Consider the following 17,258-nt stretch of genomic DNA (forward strand, 5'->3'; position numbering starts at 1 on the left):
CGCCGTTGCGCACCCTGTTCCGGGGCGGCGGCCTGTTCGACGGCCACCGGCACCAGCCCGGCCGCGCCCTGGTCGTCGAGGACGACCTGGTCGCGGCCCTGGTCACCGAGGCCGAGGCGTCGGACGTCGCAGCCGCTGTCGACCGGGTCGTCGACCTCGAGGGGGGACTCCTCGCACCCGGCTTCGTCGACGCCCATGTCCACGTCGTGCAGGGCGGGCTGGAGCGCATCCGCTGCGACCTGTCCGGCGTCTCCACGCGCGAGGCCTACCTGGCCACCGTCGCCGACCACGCCGCCTCCCGCCCGGACGTCGAGTGGATCCTGGGTGGCGGCTGGGAGATGGCGGCCTTTCCGGGTGGTACGCCGACGGCAGCCGACCTCGACCGGGTGGTGCGCGACCGGCCGGTCTTCCTGCCCAACCGCGACCACCACGGCGCCTGGGTGAACAGCCGGGCGCTCGAGCTGGCCGGCATCCACGCCGGTACGCCCGACCCCGCCGACGGCCGGATCGAGCGCGACGCCGACGGGCAGCCGACCGGAACCTTGCACGAGGGCGCGATGGGCATGGTGTCCCGCCTGCTCCCGCCGACCACCGACGAGGAGCTGCGCCAGGGACTCCTCGCCGGCCAGGCCCACCTCCACGAGTCGGGGGTGACCGGCTGGCAGGACGCCATCCTCGGCGCCTACGCCGGGATGGACGACCCGTCGCAGACCTACCTGCGCGCCGCCCGCTCCGGTGACCTCACCGGCACCGTGGTCGGGGCGCTGTGGTGGGACCGGGAGGCGGGGCTCGAGCAGGTCGAGGACCTCGTGCAGCGGCGGGCGGCATACACCCATGGCCGGCTGCGGGCGACGTCGGTGAAGATCATGCAGGACGGGGTCGCCGAGAACGGCACGGCGGCGATGTTGACGCCCTACCTCGACCGTTGCGGGCACCCCACCCACAACCGGGGTCACAGCTTCCTGTCGGCCGAGCTGCTGCGCGAGGCCGTGGTGGCCCTGCACGAGCGAGGCTTCCAGGTGCACGTGCACACCATCGGGGACCGGGGCGTCCGCGAGGCGCTCGACGCGATCGCCGAGACCCGGCGAGTGAGGCCCGACCCAGGAGCGTCTGGCCTGGGCCACGTCGAGCCGCGGCACCACCTCGCCCACGTGCAGCTGGTCCATCCCGACGACGTCGCGCGCTTCGCCGAGCTGGGGGTCAGCGCCAACCTGCAGATGCTGTGGGCCTGCCTCGACCAGCAGATGGTCGAGCTGACCATCCCGTTCCTCGGTGCCGAGCGCGCGCGTTGGCAATATCCCTTCGGTGACCTCGACCGGGCCGGGGCGAGGCTGGTCTGCGGCAGCGACTGGCCGGTGAGCAGTCCCGATCCGCTGGCGGCCATCCACGTCGCCGTCACCCGCACGGCCCACGGGGCGAGCGGTCCGGAGGGGGAGGAGCCGTTCCTGCCCGACCAGGCGCTGAGCCTCGAGCGGGCGTTCGCCGCCTACACCTCCGGGTCGGCGTGGATCAACCATCGCGACGGCTCGGAGCCTGGGCCCCGGGCCGGTGTCCTGGCTCCCGGTGCCGTGGCCGACCTCGTGGTCCTCGACCGCGACCCGTTCGCGGGTCCCGCGGGGGACATCGGTGCCGTGCGGGTGCGGTCGACCTGGATCGACGGCCGGGTCGTGGCGGAACCACTGAGCTGATCTCGTCACCGTTTCCGGGGATGAATGACGGCGCTACAGACGATCTCGACATCATTTATCGTTCACACCTACAGAATCCGCATCCTGATGGCTAGGCTCCCGACATGGCAGACACGACGTTCCACAACGTAGTCAACGGCGAGCTGGTCGGGTCGGTGTCGGGGGAGACCTACGACGTGCTCGACCCCACGACCGGCGAGGTCTATGCGCAGGCCCAGAGGTCCGGCGCCGAGGACGTGGACAGGGCCTACGCCGCGGCCGAGACCGCGTTCGAGACGTGGGGTGAGACGACTCCGCAGGACCGGAGCAACGCGTTGTTGAAGATCGCCGACGCCATCGAGGCTCGGGTCGAGGAGATCAACGCGGTGGAGAGCAAGGACACCGGCAAGCCCCTCGGCCTGACGATGTCGGAGGAGATGCCCTACGCCTCCGACCACTTCCGCTTCTTCGCCGGCGCCGCCCGCGTGCTCGAGGGCAAGTCGGCGGGCGAATACATGGCAGACCACACCTCCTGGGTCCGCCGCGAGCCCATCGGCGTGGTCGGCCAGGTGACGCCGTGGAACTACCCGCTGATGATGATGATCTGGAAGATCGCACCGGCGCTGGCTGCTGGGAACACCGTCGTGCTGAAGCCGAGCGACACCACCCCGGCCAGCTCCACGCTGCTGGCCGAGCTGGCGAGTGAGTTCCTGCCGCCGGGCGTGCTCAACGTCGTCTGCGGTGACCGCGACACAGGTCGGGCACTGGTGGCGCACAAGACCCCGCAGATGGTCTCGATCACGGGCTCGGTCCGCGCGGGGATGGAGGTCGCCGGGTCGGCGGCCACAGACCTCAAGCGCGTCCACCTCGAGCTGGGTGGCAAGGCGCCCGTGGTTGTCTTCGACGACGCCGACATCGCGTCCGCGGCCCAGGCGATCGCCGAGGCGGGCTATTTCAACGCGGGCCAGGACTGCACCGCTGCGACCCGGGTGCTTGTCCAGGCCGGCGCCCACGACGACTTCGCCGCTGCCCTGACCGAGGCGGCCAAGGCGACCCGGACCGGGATGCCCGACGACGAGGACGTGCTCTACGGCCCTCTCAACAACCCCGACCAGCTCGCCCGCGTATCGGGCCTGGTCGAACGGCTGCCCGACCACGCCGAGGTCACCACGGGCGGGCGCAGGCAGGGGGACGCGGGCTTCTTCTACGAGCCGACCGTGCTCACCGGCCTGCGGCAGGACGACGAGCAGATCCAGAACGAGATCTTCGGCCCCGTGATCACCGTCCAGAAGTTCGGCGACGAGGACGAGGCGCTGCGCTGGGCCAACGGCGTGGAATACGGCCTGGCCTCCAGCGTCTGGACCAAGGACCACGGACGTGCGCTGCGGATGTCCAAGCGTCTCGACTTCGGCGTGGTGTGGATCAACACCCACATCCCGTTCGTCTCCGAGATGCCGCACGGCGGGTTCAAGCACTCCGGCTACGGCAAGGACCTGTCGATGTACGGCCTGGAGGACTACACCCGCATCAAGCACGTGATGTCCTACATCGGCCGGGACTGAGCCGATGCGGATCCTGTTGGTCGGCGCGGGCGGCGTCGGCTCGGCCTTCTGTGCCATCGCCGCACGCCGCGACTTCTTCGAGACGATCGTGGTGGCCGATCACGACGAGGCCCGGGCCGGTCGAGCAGCCGAGGCAGACCCGAGGTTCGCCGGCGCCCAGGTGGACGCCTCCTCGGCCGACGCGGTGGCCGCGCTGTGCCGCGAGCACGCCATCACCCATGTGATGAACGCGGTCGACCCCCGCTTCGTGATGCCGATCTTCGAGGGCGCGTTCGCCGCCGGTGCCGACTATCTCGACATGGCGATGTCGCTGTCCCAGCGGCACCCGGAGGCGCCGTACTCCAAGGTCGGGGTCAAGCTGGGCGACGAGCAGTTCGCGCAGGCAGGGGAGTGGGAGGCCGCGGGCCGCCTCGCGCTGTGCGGGATCGGCGTGGAGCCGGGACTCTCCGACGTGTTCGCGCGCTATGCCGCTGACCACCTCTTCTCGCAGATCGACGAGCTCGGCGTCCGCGACGGAGCCAACCTGGTCGTGCGTGACGACGAGGGCAACGAGATCTTCGCGCCGTCCTTCTCCATCTGGACGACGATCGAGGAGTGCCTCAACCCGCCCGTGGTCTGGGAGAAGTCGCGGCGCGACGTCGACGGCGGCTGGTTCACGACCCCACCCTTCAGCGAGCCGGAGGTCTTCGAGTTCCCCGAGGGGATCGGCCCCGTCGAGTGCGTCAACGTGGAGCACGAGGAGGTGCTCCTGATGCCGAGGTGGGTCGACGCCCAGCGGGTGACGTTCAAGTACGGCCTGGGCGAGGAGTTCATCGGCGTCCTGCGGACGCTCAACGCCCTGGGACTGGACCGCACCGACCCGGTGCGGGTGCCGTCGACCGGCGGCCCGGTGGAGATCTCACCGCGCGACGTCGTCGCGGCCGTGCTGCCCGACCCGGCGAGCGTCGGCCCGCGGATGACGGGCAAGACGTGTGCGGGGCTGTGGGTGACGGGCACCGGCAAGGACGGCCAGGGAAATCCGACAGGGCCGCGCTCGACATACCTCTTCCACGTCGTCGACAACGACTGGGCGATGAAGGAGTACGGCCACCAGTGCGTCGTCTGGCAAACGGCCGTCAACCCGGTCGTCGCGCTCGAGCTGCTGGCTCGCGGCGACTGGTCGGGGGTGGGCGTCCTCGGCCCGGAGGCCTTCGACGCCGTGCCCTTCCTCGACCTGCTCGACGACTACGGCAGCCCGTGGGGGATGCGCGACGACGAGGTGTGAGTCCGGCAGTCCCCGGTCGCGCGACCTCAGACGTTGCGGCGGTACTGCCCGCCCACCTCGAAGAACGCCTCGGTCACCTGCTGGAGCGAGCACACACGAGCCGCGTCCATCAGGACGGCGAACACGTTGTCCCCGGACACGGCGGCGTCCTTGAGCCGGGCGATCGCCTCGGCTGCCTCGGTCGAGTGCTCCTGCTGGAACGCCCTGACCCGGGCGAGCTGGGAGGACTTCTCCTCCTCGGTCGCGCGAGCCAGCTCGATCTCCTGGGGCTGCGCGTCGGCGGCCGACTCCTTGACGAAGGTGTTGACCCCGACGATGGGCAGTGAGCCGTCGTGCTTGCGGTGCTCGTAGAGCATCGACTCGTCCTGGATCCGGCCGCGCTGGTAGCCGGTCTCCATGGCGCCCAGCACTCCGCCGCGCTCGTTGATGCTGTCGAACTCAGCGAGCACCGCCGCCTCGACGAGGTCGGTGAGCTCGTCGACGATGAAGGCGCCCTGGAGCGGGTTCTCGTTCATCGCCAGGCCCCACTCGCGGTTGATGATCAGTTGGATCGCCAGTGCCCGGCGCACCGACTCCTCGGTCGGGGTCGTCACGGCCTCGTCATAGGCGTTGGTGTGCAGGCTGTTGGCGTTGTCATAGATCGCGATCAGCGCCTGCAGCGTGGTGCGGATGTCGTTGAAGTCCATCTCCTGCGCGTGCAGGGAGCGGCCGCTCGTCTGGACGTGGTACTTCAGCTTCTGCGAGCGCTCGCCGGCGCCGTACTTCTCCTTCATCGCCACCGCCCAGATGCGTCGGGCGACGCGGCCGAGCACGGTGTATTCGGGATCCATCCCGTTGGAGAAGAAGAACGACAGGTTGGGCGCGAAGTCGTCGATGTCCATGCCCCGGGCGAGGTAGGCCTCGACATAGGTGAAGCCGTTCGCGAGGGTGAACGCGAGCTGGCTGATGGGGTTCGCCCCGGCCTCGGCGATGTGATAGCCGGAGATCGACACGGAGTAGAAGTTGCGCACCTCCTGGGCGATGAACCACTCCTGGATGTCGGCCATCATCCGCAGGCTGAACTCGGTGGAGAACAGGCAGGTGTTCTGGCCCTGGTCCTCCTTGAGGATGTCGGCCTGCACCGTGCCGCGGACGTTGGACAGGGCGTATGCCGACAGGCTGGCGCGCTCCTCGTCGTCGGGTTGGCGGCCCTCCCGCTCGACGAAGGCATCGACCTGCTGGTCGATCACGGTGTTGAGGAAGAACGCCAGGACGGTCGGGGCGGGGCCGTTGATCGTCATCGAGACGCTCGTGGTCGGTGCGACGAGGTCGAAGCCGCCGTAGAGCACCTTCATGTCGTCGAGCGTCGCCACGGACACGCCGGACGTGCCGACCTTGCCATAGACGTCGGGGCGCGGGTCGGGGTCGCGGCCGTAGAGCGTGACGGAGTCGAAGGCGGTGGACAGGCGGGTGGCGTCGTTGCCGGCCGACAGGATCTTGAACCGGCGGTTGGTGCGCGCCGGGTCGCCTTCGCCCGCGAACATCCGCGCCGGGTCCTCGTTGTCGCGCTTGAACGGGAAGACGCCCGCGGTGAACGGGAAGAACCCAGGCAGGTTCTCCGCGCGCCAGAAGCGGACGAGCTCGCCGTGGTCGGTGGTGCGGGGGAGCGAGACGCGAGGGATCTTGTTGCCCGAGAGCGACTCACGGGTCAGCTTGGTGTGGAGCTCGCGGTCGCGGACCTTCACGACCTGCTCGTCGCCGGAGTAGGACTCCACGACGGCCGGCCAGGCGGCGATCTGGTCGGCAACCTCCGCCGGCACCGCCTTGGTCACCTTCTCGAGCAGCAGGGGCACGGCGCCCAGGTCGTCGTCGGCGAGCTGGTCGGCGACGTACTGCACGCGCTGGAGGTTGCGCGCGGCCTCGGCCAGCCGCTCGGTCTCGGCGTGATAGCCGCGGACAGTCTCGGTGATCTCGGCGAGATAGCGCACCCGGTCCGCCGGAACGACCTGGCGGATGCCGGAGGAGTGCCGCACGTCGACGGTGTGGAGAGTGCCTTCGCCCACCTCGAGGCCGTCGCCGGCGAGGGCGCCGCGCAGGTGCTGGTAGAGGGCGGTCACGCCGTCGTCGTTGAAGGTCGCCGCGCTGGTGCCGAAGACCGGCATCTCGTGCGGCTGCTTGCCGAAGGCCTCCTTGTTGCGCACCAGCTGGCGGCCGACGTCGCGCAGGGCGTCCTTGGCGCCGCGGCGCTCGAACTTGTTGATCGCGACGGTGTCGGCGAAGTCGAGCATGTCGATCTTCTCCAGCTGGGAGGCCGCCCCGAACTCGGGCGTCATGACATAGAGCGAGTGGTCGACGAGCGGCACGATGCCGGCGTCGCCCTGGCCGATGCCGGGTGTCTCGATCACGACGAGGTCGAAGTCGGCGGCCTTCATCACGTCGACGACGTCGCCGAGGTGGTCGGGCACCTCGTGGGCGCCGCGGGTGGCGAGCGAGCGGAAGAAGATCCGGTCGCCGTCGAGGGAGTTGGCGCGAATCCGGTCACCCAGCAGGGCGCCGCCACCCTTGCGCCGGGTCGGGTCCACAGCGATCACGGCGATCCGCAGCTTGTCCTGCTGGTCCACGCGGAAGCGCCGGATCAGCTCGTCGGTCAGCGACGACTTGCCCGAGCCGCCGGTGCCGGTGATCCCGAGCACGGGTATGGCGCGGCGCGCCCCCGCCTCGCGGAGCTCTCGCATCATCGTCTCGTCGAGCATGCCTGCCTCGGCGCCGGTGATGGCGCGCGCGATCGCGAACCGGTCGCCGGAGAGCACCTGCTCGGCGCTCACAGGCTGCTTCTCCCACAGGTCGAAGTCGCAGGACTCGACGACGGAGTTGATCATCCCGACGAGCCCGAGCTTCTGGCCGTCCTCGGGCGAGAAGATCGTGACCCCCGACTCGCGCAGGCGGTTGATCTCCTTGGGCACGATCACGCCGCCCCCGCCGCCCACGACCTTGACGTGGTCGGCGCCGGCTGCGCGCAGCGACTCGACGAGGTATTCGAAGTATTCGACGTGCCCGCCCTGGTAGGACGAGACCGCGACGCCCTGCACGTCCTCCTCGAGGGCCGCGTCGACGACCTCCTGCACCGAGCGGTTGTGCCCGAGGTGGATGACCTCGCAACCCTGGCTCATGAAGATCCGTCGCATGATGTTGATCGACGCGTCGTGGCCGTCGAAAAGCGCCGAGGCGGTGACGAGGCGGATCGGATGCGTGGGGGTGTGAAGGTCAGCCATGCGGGCAATACTAGGACATCCAAGTATTACTTGGAAGTAGTCGACCTACAGCTGCTCGCCCAGGCCGGCGCGCAGCGAGGTCAGCGCCTCGGTCAGGCGGCGCACCTCGTCGGCGGGCAGTCCCGGCTCGGTGAAGACGTGCGCGTTGAGGGCGTCTGTGGCCCGCTCCACGACGTCGCGTCCCGACGTCGTGATGGTCGCCAGCACCACCCGGCCGTCGTCCTGGCCGCGACGGCGCTCGACGTGTCCCTGGCGCTCGAGGCGCGTGACGGCGCTGGTGACGCTGGTCGGGTGCACCTGGAGCAACGAGCCCAGCCGCGCCATCGGCAGCTCGCCGCTGCGGACGAACGACAGCAGCCGAAGGACCTCGTAGCGGGCGAAGGTCAGGTCGAGCGGGCGCAGGGCCGCGTCGATGCGCTCCATCAGCAGCTGCTGGACTCGCACCACCGACGTCACCATCGCCATCCCGTCGGCGGCGTCGTCCCAGCCGTGGGCGACCCACTGGCGGTGGGCGTCGGTGATCGGGTCGCGGCTCATGGCCGGAGGTTAGCGAGGACGGCGTGGGCCTCGACCATCGCTGGGCCGTACCAGGTCAGCAGTCGTCCCGAGACGAGCTGCGTCGGACACGTGAAGGCCTCGGGCCCGTCATCGGCCGTGAACTCGTAGGGCTCGTCCGGAAGCAGCACCACGTCGGGTCCTGCCGCCTCGATCTCGTCGACCGACACTGCCGGATAGCGCCCCGGGTGGTCGGCGAAGACGTGGGGGAGGCCGGCCCGCTCGAGGAGGTCGCCGGTGTAGTTCGAGGAGCCGACGACCATCCACGGATCGCGCCAGATGGGTACGGCAGTGCGTGCCCGTGGCGGCGCCGGCGGCCCACCCCACAGCTCGCGCGCCCGCCCGAGCCAGTCGGGGACGGCGACGCCCAGCGCCTCGACGAGGAGTCGTTCCATCGAGTCGAGCGCCTCGGTGACGGTCTCGATCCGGGTGACCCACACCGCGACGCCGGAGTCACGCAGTCGGCACACGTCGAGCTCTCGGTTCTCCTCCTGGTTGGCGATCACGAGGTCGGGGGTCAGGTCGCGGATGGCGGTCAGGTCGGGGTTCTTGGTGCCGCGGACCCGGCGGACGTCCAGGTCGGCGGGGTGGGTGCACCAGTCGGTCGCGCCGACGAGCACCTCGGGCGCGGTGGCCGCGATCGCCTCCGAGAGGGAAGGGACCAGGGAGACGACCCGGCGTGCGGGGGCGGTGAGGTGGACGTCAGCACCCAGGTCGTCGCGCAGCATGGGGCGAGCCTAGGTGCCTCTTGCGCGGACGCTGGTCGCCCACCTATGGTGGACAGGTGTCCAGTCAGGTGTCCAACGTACGGCGCGGGCTCAACGCGCGCCAGGTCGAGACCGTCGACCGGCTCCTGGTGGCTGGGCAGGCCGTGCTCGAGGACGTCGGGCCCGACGACCTGACGATCCGGATGGTGGCGAGCCATGCCGGCGTCAGCCCGGCGACGGCCTACACCTATCTCGCAAGCAAGAACCATCTCTTCGCCGAGATCTACCTGCGCCACATCGCGCGACACCCGGCCCCGGAGCTGACCGGCACCCCGGCCGAGCAGCTCAAGGTGGTGGTCCGGCACTACTCGAGGACCCTGTTGGACAGTCCCCACCTCGCGGCCGCCGCCAACCTGGCGCTGCTGAGTGCTGACCCGGACGTCGAGCGCCTGCGGATCCGCATCGGTGCGGAGTTCGTCGGCGCGTTCTCCGAGGCGCTCGGTGGCTCACCCGACCCAGCCCTGCTCGACGCGCTCACCTTTGCGTTCTCCGGCGCCCTCCTGCAGGCGGGGATGGGACTCCTCGACGCCGACCAGATGGCCGACCGGCTCGACCACGTCGTCGACCTGTTGATGAGGAACCACCCATGACCGCGATCGACTTCGACCTCTATGACCACGCGATCCAGGACGACCCCTATCCGGTCTATGCCCGGCTGCGCGACGAGGCGCCGCTGTTCCACCAGGTCGAGCACGACTACTGGGTGATCTCGCGCCACGCCGACGTCCACGCCGCCACCCGCGACGACGAGACCCTCTCCAACCGCATGGGCGTCTCGCTCGACCCCAGCGCCTGGAACGAGCACGCGCACACGGTGATGTCGTTCCTGGCGATGGACCCGCCGGAGCAGGTCCGGCTCCGGCGGCTGGTCTCCAAGGGCTTCACCCCGCGCCGGGTGCGTGACCTGGGGCCACGGGTGCAGCAGCTCACCGACGACTACCTCGACCAGGCGCTGGCGAGCGGATCGCTCGACTGGGTCATGGACTTCGCCGGCCGGCTGCCCATGGACGTCATCTCCGAGATGATGGGGGTCCCAGTGGCCGACCGCGACGAGGTCCGCCGGCTGGCCGACCTGGTCGTCCACCGCGAGGACGGGCTCCGCGACGTGCCGGCGGCGGGGATGGAGGCTGCGATGAGCCTCTTCGACTACTACAAGACCTTCGTCGCGGAGAAGCGCAGGAACCCCGCAGACGACCTGACCTCCGCGCTGCTCAACGCCGAGGACGAGGGCAAGCGGATGACCGAGGACGAGATCAACGCGTTCCTCTTCCTGATGGTGGTCGCCGGCAACGAGACCACGACCAAGCTGCTCGGCAACGCCGTCTTCCACCTCAGCCAGCACCGCGAGCAACAGGCCGAGGTGCTCGCCGACCCGGCCCTGGTCTCGCCGTGGATCGAGGAGACGCTGCGCCACGACACCTCCAGCCAGTTCGTCGCCCGGCTGCTCGTCAAGGACCTCACCCTGCACGGCCGGACGGCGCCGGCCGGCTCCAAGCTCCTGCTCGCCCTCGGCGCCGCCAACCACGACGACCGCGTCTTCACCACGCCGGAGACCTTCGACCTGCACCGTGACCCCGACGAGCTCGGCCAGATCCTGAGCTTCGGCGGTGGCCGCCACTTCTGCCTGGGCGCCAACCTCGCGCGGATGGAGAGCCGCATCGCGCTCGAGTCGCTGGTGGCCAGGGTGAGCGACTTCGACATCGACCACGACGCGTGCGCCCGCTTCTACTCAGCCAACGTGCGCGGTTTCACCCACGTCCCGATGAAGGTGACCCTGCGATGACCCCGCATCCCGATCACCCCCGGCGCAGGCCTGCGATCGTGACCGGCGCCTCCGCCGGCATCGGTGCGGCGACCGCCGAGGCGCTCGCCGCCGCCGGCTGCCCGGTCGCGCTGGGCGCGCGCCGCACCGACCGGCTCGACGAGGTCGCCGAGCGGATCCGTGCTGCAGGCGGCCAGGCTGTCGTGCACCCCCTCGACGTCTCCGACGAGGGCTCGGTCGCCGAGTTCGTCGCGGCCGCGACGGCCGACCTCGGCGAGATCGAGATCGCCGTCTGCAACGCGGGCGGCGTGTGGCCCGGCGCGATCGCCGAGATGGACACGAGCCGCTTCGAGACCGAGATCGACCTCAACGTGCTCGGCGCCCACCGCGTCGTCCGGGCGTTGGTGCCCGGGATGATCGAGCGCCGCCGCGGCGACATCCTCTTCGTGTCCTCCGACGTCGCGGTCCGCGCCCGGCCGTTCGTCGCGTCGTATGCCGCCGGCAAGTGGGGTCTCGAGGGCATGGCCCACGCCCTGCAGATGGAGCTCGAGGGCACCGGCGTCCGCGCGTCGCTCGTCCGTCCCGGCCCCACGGCCAGCGAGATGGGGAGCGACTGGGACGCAGCCGAGGGCGCTCGCACGCTCGACGCCTGGGTGCGCTTCGGCCAGGCCCGGCACGGCGGCTTCCTGCCGACCACCGCGATCGCCGATGCCATCACCACCGTGGTCACCGCGCCCCGCGGGGTGCACCTCAACCTGATCGAAGTCACCCCCGAAGCGCCCCTGGAGGAACGATGACCCTCACCGACGTCCCCGAGGTCTCCTTCGCCGTCCCCGACGACGGCCACGGCCACCTCGCCGAGCTGCGTGTCGACCCGATCGCCTTGCTGGAGCGGGTCCGGGCCGAGTGCGGCGACATCGGCCGCTTCCGGCTGGCCGACAAGGACGTCGTGATGGTCTCCGGCGCCGAGGCCAACGAGGCGTTCTTCCGCGCACCCGACTCCACCCTCGACCAGGCGGCGGCCTATCCGTTCATGACCCCGATCTTCGGCAAGGGCGTCGTCTTCGACGCCAGCCCCGAGGAGCGCCAGCAGATGCTGAAGAACCAGGCACTGCGGGGCGACATGATGCGCGGCCACGCCACCACGATCGAGGCCGAGATCCGTCGCATGGTCGGCGAGTGGGGCGACGAGGGAGAGATCGACCTCCTCGACTTCTTCGCCGAGCTGACGATCTACACCACCTCGGCGTGCCTGATCGGCAAGCCCTTCCGCGAGGAGCTCGACGGCAGCTTCGCCGAGATCTATCACGGCCTCGAGCGCGGCACCGACGCCTTGGCGTACGTCGATCCCTACGCCGACATCGAGTCGTTCCGGGTCCGCGACGCCTCCCGTGAGGAGCTGGTCGAGAAGATCCAGGCGATCATCGAGCGGCGGGTGGCCAAGGGCCACATCCCCAAGGAGGAGCGCGACCTGCTCGACGTGCTGATCTCGGTGGGCTACGACGCCGACATGGTGACCGGCATCTTCATCTCGATGATGTTCGCCGGTCACCACACCTCGTCCGGCACCGCCGCCTGGGCGCTGATCGAGATGATGCGCCACCCCGAGATCACCAAGGACGTGACCGCAGAGCTCGACGACCTCTATGCCGACGGCTCCGAGGTCTCCTTCCAGGCGCTGCGCGCCATCCCGCGCCTGGAGGCGGTGCTCAAGGAGACGCTTCGACTGCACCCGCCGCTGATCGTGCTGCTGCGCCTGGTGCAGGAGGAGGTCGAGCTGGCCGGTCACGTCATCGCGCCCGGGACGATGGTGGCTGCGAGCCCGCGGGTCTCCAACCGCATCCCCGAGCACTTCCCCGACCCGGAGCGCTTCGACCCCTCTCGCTACCTCGACCCGCGCCAGGAGGACCTGGCCAACCGCTGGACCTGGATCCCCTTCGGCGCCGGGCGTCACCGCTGCGTCGGCAACGCCTTCGCGATGATGCAGCTCAAGGCGATCTTCTCGGTGGTGCTGCGCGAGTTCGAGTTCGAGTTGGTCCAGCCGTCGGAGAGCTACCGCGACGACACGTCCAAGATGGTGATCCAGCTGCAGCAGCCCTGCCGGGCCTACTACCGCCGGAGGCGGTCATGAGCTTCCGGGTCGTGGCCGACCTCGACCTGTGCCAGGCCCACCAGGTGTGCCAGCACGAGGCGCCTGACGTCTTCGGCTTCGACGAGGACGCCGACAAGGTCGTCGTGCTGCAGGACGACCCAGATGTTTCCCTGCGCGAGCAGGTCGCGTCGGCACTCAGATATTGCCCGGCGATGGCATTGGCGATCGAGGAAGAGGAACAGGCATGAGCACCAGCACCGACTTCAGTCGTGCAGAGATCGACCAGTTCTGGCAGACGTGGCTCGAGGCCAACCGGAAGGCCGAAGCGTCGAACGACTGGGGCGTCCTGGCCGAGCACTACGCCGAGGACGCGACCTACGGCTGGATGTACACCCCCGACGAGCACTTCATGGCAGTGGGTCGCGAGCAGATCCGCGACTGGGCCCTCGGCACCGAGATGCAGGGGCTGGACGGCTGGCACTACGACTACGTCGCCACCGTCACCGACGAGACGACCGGGATGGTGGTGGGCTTCTGGAAGCAGAAGGCCGGCATCACCGACGACGAGACCGGCAAGGAGTACCAGATCCTGGGACTGGGTGGCTCCTGGTTCGGCATCGTCAGGGTGGGCGACGGCGCCGACTCCGGTCAGCTCAAGATCGGGTGGCAGCGCGACTGGTTCGACCTCGGCTCCACCGCACATACCTTCCTCACGCTCGCCGGCTCCGGAAAGGCGCCGCAGCCGCTGCTCGACCGGATGGGCCTCAAGGGCATGGACCAGCCGGGGCACTACCGCCGCGCCGACCTGCCGAGCACCGTCTGGCCGCCGGTGGTGGGCGATGAGTGACACGACGTTCGACTGGGCTCCCGCCCAGCTGCTGATCGACGGCCAGCTGACCCCGGCGGCCGACGGATCGACATACCCGATCCACAACCCTGCCACCGGTGAGCAGATCGGCGAGGCGCCCGACGCCGGCCAGGCCGACATGGAGGCCGCGATCGGGGCCGCGCGCCGGGCCTTCGACGAGACCGACTGGTCCACCGACCACGACCTGCGCATGAGGTGCCTGCTCGAGCTGTACGCGGCCCTGGTCGAGCAGGGCGAGTCGATGCGCGCGCTGACCACCGCGGAGGTGGGAGCGCCCGCCTTCCTCACCGCCGGCCCGCAATATGACGTGCCGGTGGAGGGGTTGAAGTGGGTGGCCGACATGGCCGCGACCTACGAGTGGGAGACCGATCTCGGTGAGGCGGCCCCGATGGGCATCCGCACCCACCGCACCGTGCGCAAGGAGCCGGTCGGCGTGGTCGCGGCGATCACGCCGTGGAACTTCCCCAACCAGATCAACCTCTCCAAGATCGGGCCGGCGCTGGCGGCCGGCTGCACCGTCGTCCTCAAGCCGGCACCCGACACCCCGTGGGTGGCGTGCGAGCTCGGACGGATCGCCGCCGAGATCCTGCCTCCGGGCGTCCTCAACGTCGTGTCCACCCGGGACGTCGACGTCGCGATCTCGCTGACGACCGACCCCCGTGTCGACCTGGTCTCCTTCACCGGTTCGACCGAGACCGGCAAGCGGATCATGTCGACGGCCGCGTCGTCGCTCAAGAGGGTCTTCCTCGAGCTGGGCGGCAAGTCGGCGGCGATCGTGCTCGACGACGCCGACCTCGCCGGAGCGGTCGGCACCGCGGCCTTCTCGGTGTGCATGCACGCGGGCCAGGGCTGCGCGCTCACGACGCGGCTGGTCGTGCCGCGCGAGCGCTATGACGAGGCGGTCGAGATCGCCGCCGCGACCATGTCCTCCATCGGGGTCGGCGACCCCACCGACCCAGGCACCATCTGTGGTCCGGTGATCAGCAGGGTGCAGCGGGACCGGATCGTGCGCTACCTCGACCTCGCGAAGGCCGACGGCGGCACCTTCGCCACCGGCGGCAAGGTCGCCGAGCGCGGGGGCGGCGGCTGGTGGATCGAACCGACCGTCATCGCCGGCCTGACCAACGAGTCGCGGGTGGCGCAGGAGGAGATCTTCGGGCCGGTGCTCGTCGTGCTGGCCCACGACGGCGACGACGACGCGGTGCGGATCGCCAACGACTCGCCGTACGGCCTCTCCGGCTCCGTCGACTCGGGCGACATCGAGCGTGCCCGTGCGGTCGCGCGCAGGGTCCGCACCGGCACCCTGGCCGTCAACGGCGGCGTGTGGTTCAGCCCCGACGCGCCGTTCGGGGGCTACAAGCAGTCCGGCATCGGCCGTGAGATGGGTGTCGCCGGCTTCGAGGAGTACCTCGAGACCAAGACGATCGCCGAGGGAGTCGGCTCGTGAGCACCGGGAAAAGGTTCACCGACAAGGTCGTCGTCGTCACGGGGGCGGCCCAGGGCATCGGCGAGGCCTATGCCCGGGCGCTCGCGGCGGAGGACGCCGACGTGGTGGTCGCCGATGTGAGCGAGGAGGCCGGCGAGAAGGTCGCTGCCTCGATCAACGAGTCGGGCGGGAGTGCGATCTTCGTCCGCACCGACGTCTCCTCGCAGGAGTCGGCGCAGGCGATGGTGGAGCGCGTGAGCGAGGAGTGGGGCGGGATCGACGGCCTGGTCAACAACGCCGCGATCTATGGCGCGATGCAGTTCGATCTGCTCGTCACCGTCGACTGGGACTACTACAAGAAGTTCATGGGCGTGAACATGGACGGAGCGCTGGTGATGACCCGCGCGGTCTATCGCTCCATGCAGGCGCGCGGCGGCGGCTCGATCGTCAACCAGTCCAGCACCGCGGCCTATCTCTACTCCGGCTTCTACGGTCTCGCGAAGACGGGTGTCAACGGGCTGACCCAGCAGCTGGCCCACGAGGTCGGCGGCATGGGGATCCGGGTCAACGCGATCGCGCCCGGCCCCACGGACACCGAGGCCACCCGCACCCAGGCCGGCGACGCCGCCAAGGAGCTGGTCAAGAACCTCGCGCTCAAGCGGATGGGCCAGCCGGAGGACATGGTCGGGGCCTGCCTGTTCCTGCTCTCCGACGAGGCGGCCTGGATCACCGGGCAGATCCTTGCCGTCGACGGCGGACAGACGTGGCGCCCGTGACCCCGGCCGCCGTGCTGAGGGTCGGCTTCGTCGGACTGGGCCAGATCGGCAAGCCGATGGCGCTGCGCCTGGCTGCCGCCGCCGACGTGTCCCTGGTCGTCCATGACGTCGCGCCGGAGCCACTGCGTGAGCTGGCCGACGCCGGGGCCGAGGTGGCCGGGTCCGTCGCCGAGCTCGCGAGCCGGGTGGAGGTGGTGTGCGTGATGGTGCGCGACGACGAGCAGGTGCGGGAGGTGCTCGCGCACGTCGTCGGCTCGGCCCAGGCGGGGACCGTGGTCGTCGTCCACTCGACGATCGCGCCGCAGACGCCGGGTCAGCTGGCAGGAATCGCCGAGGGCCACGGCGTCGTCGTCCTCGACGCACCCGTCAGCGGCGGCGCCATCGGGGCGGCCGACGGCACCCTGGCCATCCTGGTCGGCGGTCCTGACGATGCGGTGGCCCGCGTGCGGCCGGTGCTCGAGCTGATGGGGAGCAAGGTCGTGCACGCCGGACCCGTGGGTGCCGGCACCCGGTTCAAGCTGGCGCGCAACATGCTCCACTTCGTGGCCTTCACCGCGGCCACCGAGGCCCAGCGGCTGGCCGAGGCTGCGGGGCTCGACCTCAGGGCGCTCGGGGAGGTCGTGCGCCATACGGACTCGATCACCGGCGGCGTGGGCGCGATCATGCACCGGGAGACGACTGCCCCACTGGCCGAGGACGACTTCTGGCACGGCGTGTTCAGCCACGTGCGGGCCCTGGGGGAGAAGGACCTGGCGTTCGCGGTGGAGCTGGCCGAGTCCCTCGACGTCGACACCCCGCTCGCCCGGCTCGCGCTCGAGCGACTCGGACCCGGACTCGGGTTTCGTGACGGCGCTGGCGCGCCTCCTCGACCACCGAAGGAGAAGTGATGGGCAAGTTCGACGATCTGCCCGAGGCCCGCCGCCGCGGGCTCGAGAAGATGGAAGAGGTCTATGGCTTCGAGATGACCGACGGGGAGGGCGACTTCTTCGCCCTGACCGCCGACCACCTCTTCGGCGACATCTGGCAGCGCCCCGGTCTGAGTGACCGCGACCGGCGGCTGCTGCTGATCGGCATGCTGGCGGGCCAGGGGGCGGCCGACGTGCTCGGCATCCAGATCCCTGCCGCCCACGCCAAGGGCGAGCTCGACGACGAGGCGTTGCGCGAGATCGTCGTCTTCCTGTCCCACTACGCCGGCTGGCCGCAGGGGGCGAGGATCAGCACCGTGGTCGAGGAGACCATCGCCAGGGCCAAGCGGAAGCAGGGCTGAG

At 70.2% G+C, this 17,258-nt stretch carries 16 protein-coding genes; 13 read left to right on the plus strand and 3 right to left on the minus strand.

Annotation, left to right across the window (positions count from 1 at the left end; translation table 11 throughout):
• Positions 1-5: 5 nt before the first annotated feature.
• The 3 genes from G7071_RS10610 to G7071_RS10620 all read left to right on the plus strand — a co-directional run bounded on the left by G7071_RS10610 (position 6) and on the right by G7071_RS10620 (position 4,493).
• The gene (locus G7071_RS10610; protein ID WP_166318320.1) at positions 6-1,688 is read left to right on the plus strand and encodes an amidohydrolase; all 1,683 of its coding nucleotides are present in this window, start codon (positions 6-8) and stop codon (positions 1,686-1,688) included.
• A 104-nt stretch (positions 1,689-1,792) separates the two neighbouring features.
• Entirely contained in the window at positions 1,793-3,229 is a 1,437-nt protein-coding gene (locus G7071_RS10615) for a gamma-aminobutyraldehyde dehydrogenase (protein ID WP_166318323.1), read from the plus strand.
• A 4-nt stretch (positions 3,230-3,233) separates the two neighbouring features.
• Entirely contained in the window at positions 3,234-4,493 is a 1,260-nt protein-coding gene (locus tag G7071_RS10620; RefSeq protein ID WP_166318327.1) for a saccharopine dehydrogenase family protein, read from the plus strand.
• A 26-nt stretch (positions 4,494-4,519) separates the two neighbouring features.
• On the opposite strand, the gene icmF is transcribed toward G7071_RS10620, so the two are convergent.
• Genes icmF through G7071_RS10635 form a run of 3 tightly spaced genes read right to left on the minus strand, consistent with a single transcriptional unit; the run spans position 4,520 to position 9,027 of the window.
• Entirely contained in the window at positions 4,520-7,744 is a 3,225-nt protein-coding gene (icmF, locus tag G7071_RS10625) for a fused isobutyryl-CoA mutase/GTPase IcmF (protein WP_166318330.1), read from the minus strand.
• Positions 7,745-7,789: 45 nt separating this feature from the next.
• Positions 7,790-8,281: a MarR family winged helix-turn-helix transcriptional regulator gene (locus G7071_RS10630; RefSeq protein WP_166318332.1), complete on the minus strand. Its 492-nt coding sequence runs from the start codon at positions 8,279-8,281 to the stop codon at positions 7,790-7,792.
• On the minus strand, positions 8,278-9,027 hold the full coding sequence (locus G7071_RS10635) for a helical backbone metal receptor (protein ID WP_166318335.1): 750 nt from the start codon (positions 9,025-9,027) through the stop codon (positions 8,278-8,280). The genes G7071_RS10630 and G7071_RS10635 overlap by 4 nt, the downstream gene beginning before the upstream one ends.
• A 56-nt stretch (positions 9,028-9,083) precedes the next feature.
• Here G7071_RS10635 and G7071_RS10640 point away from each other — a divergent pair, with 56 nt between their 5' ends.
• The 10 genes from G7071_RS10640 to G7071_RS10685 are packed head-to-tail and all read left to right on the plus strand — an operon-like array spanning position 9,084 to position 17,257.
• The gene (locus G7071_RS10640; RefSeq protein ID WP_166318338.1) at positions 9,084-9,656 is read left to right on the plus strand and encodes a TetR/AcrR family transcriptional regulator; all 573 of its coding nucleotides are present in this window, start codon (positions 9,084-9,086) and stop codon (positions 9,654-9,656) included.
• Positions 9,653-10,849, plus strand: a complete 1,197-nt coding sequence (locus tag G7071_RS10645; protein WP_166318341.1) for a cytochrome P450 — start codon at positions 9,653-9,655, stop codon at positions 10,847-10,849. The genes G7071_RS10640 and G7071_RS10645 overlap by 4 nt, the downstream gene beginning before the upstream one ends.
• On the plus strand, positions 10,846-11,625 hold the full coding sequence (locus G7071_RS10650; RefSeq protein WP_166318345.1) for an SDR family oxidoreductase: 780 nt from the start codon (positions 10,846-10,848) through the stop codon (positions 11,623-11,625). Before G7071_RS10645 ends, G7071_RS10650 begins: the two co-directional genes overlap by 4 nt.
• Positions 11,622-12,959, plus strand: coding sequence for a cytochrome P450 (locus G7071_RS10655; protein ID WP_166318348.1), 1,338 nt, complete (start codon positions 11,622-11,624; stop codon positions 12,957-12,959). The genes G7071_RS10650 and G7071_RS10655 overlap by 4 nt, the downstream gene beginning before the upstream one ends.
• Entirely contained in the window at positions 12,956-13,168 is a 213-nt protein-coding gene (locus tag G7071_RS10660; RefSeq protein WP_166318351.1) for a ferredoxin, read from the plus strand. Before G7071_RS10655 ends, G7071_RS10660 begins: the two co-directional genes overlap by 4 nt.
• Positions 13,165-13,767: a nuclear transport factor 2-like protein gene (locus tag G7071_RS10665; protein ID WP_166318354.1), complete on the plus strand. Its 603-nt coding sequence runs from the start codon at positions 13,165-13,167 to the stop codon at positions 13,765-13,767. The genes G7071_RS10660 and G7071_RS10665 overlap by 4 nt, the downstream gene beginning before the upstream one ends.
• Positions 13,760-15,235, plus strand: coding sequence for an aldehyde dehydrogenase (locus G7071_RS10670; protein WP_166318357.1), 1,476 nt, complete (start codon positions 13,760-13,762; stop codon positions 15,233-15,235). Before G7071_RS10665 ends, G7071_RS10670 begins: the two co-directional genes overlap by 8 nt.
• Positions 15,232-15,990, plus strand: coding sequence for an SDR family oxidoreductase (locus tag G7071_RS10675; protein WP_166318360.1), 759 nt, complete (start codon positions 15,232-15,234; stop codon positions 15,988-15,990). The genes G7071_RS10670 and G7071_RS10675 overlap by 4 nt, the downstream gene beginning before the upstream one ends.
• Positions 15,987-16,877, plus strand: coding sequence for an NAD(P)-dependent oxidoreductase (locus G7071_RS10680; protein WP_166318363.1), 891 nt, complete (start codon positions 15,987-15,989; stop codon positions 16,875-16,877). The genes G7071_RS10675 and G7071_RS10680 overlap by 4 nt, the downstream gene beginning before the upstream one ends.
• Entirely contained in the window at positions 16,877-17,257 is a 381-nt protein-coding gene (locus tag G7071_RS10685) for a carboxymuconolactone decarboxylase family protein (protein ID WP_166318366.1), read from the plus strand. Before G7071_RS10680 ends, G7071_RS10685 begins: the two co-directional genes overlap by 1 nt.
• Position 17,258: the final 1 nt, after the last annotated feature.

This window comes from Nocardioides piscis (assembly GCF_011300215.1).
GTDB lineage: Bacteria > Actinomycetota > Actinomycetes > Propionibacteriales > Nocardioidaceae > Nocardioides > Nocardioides piscis.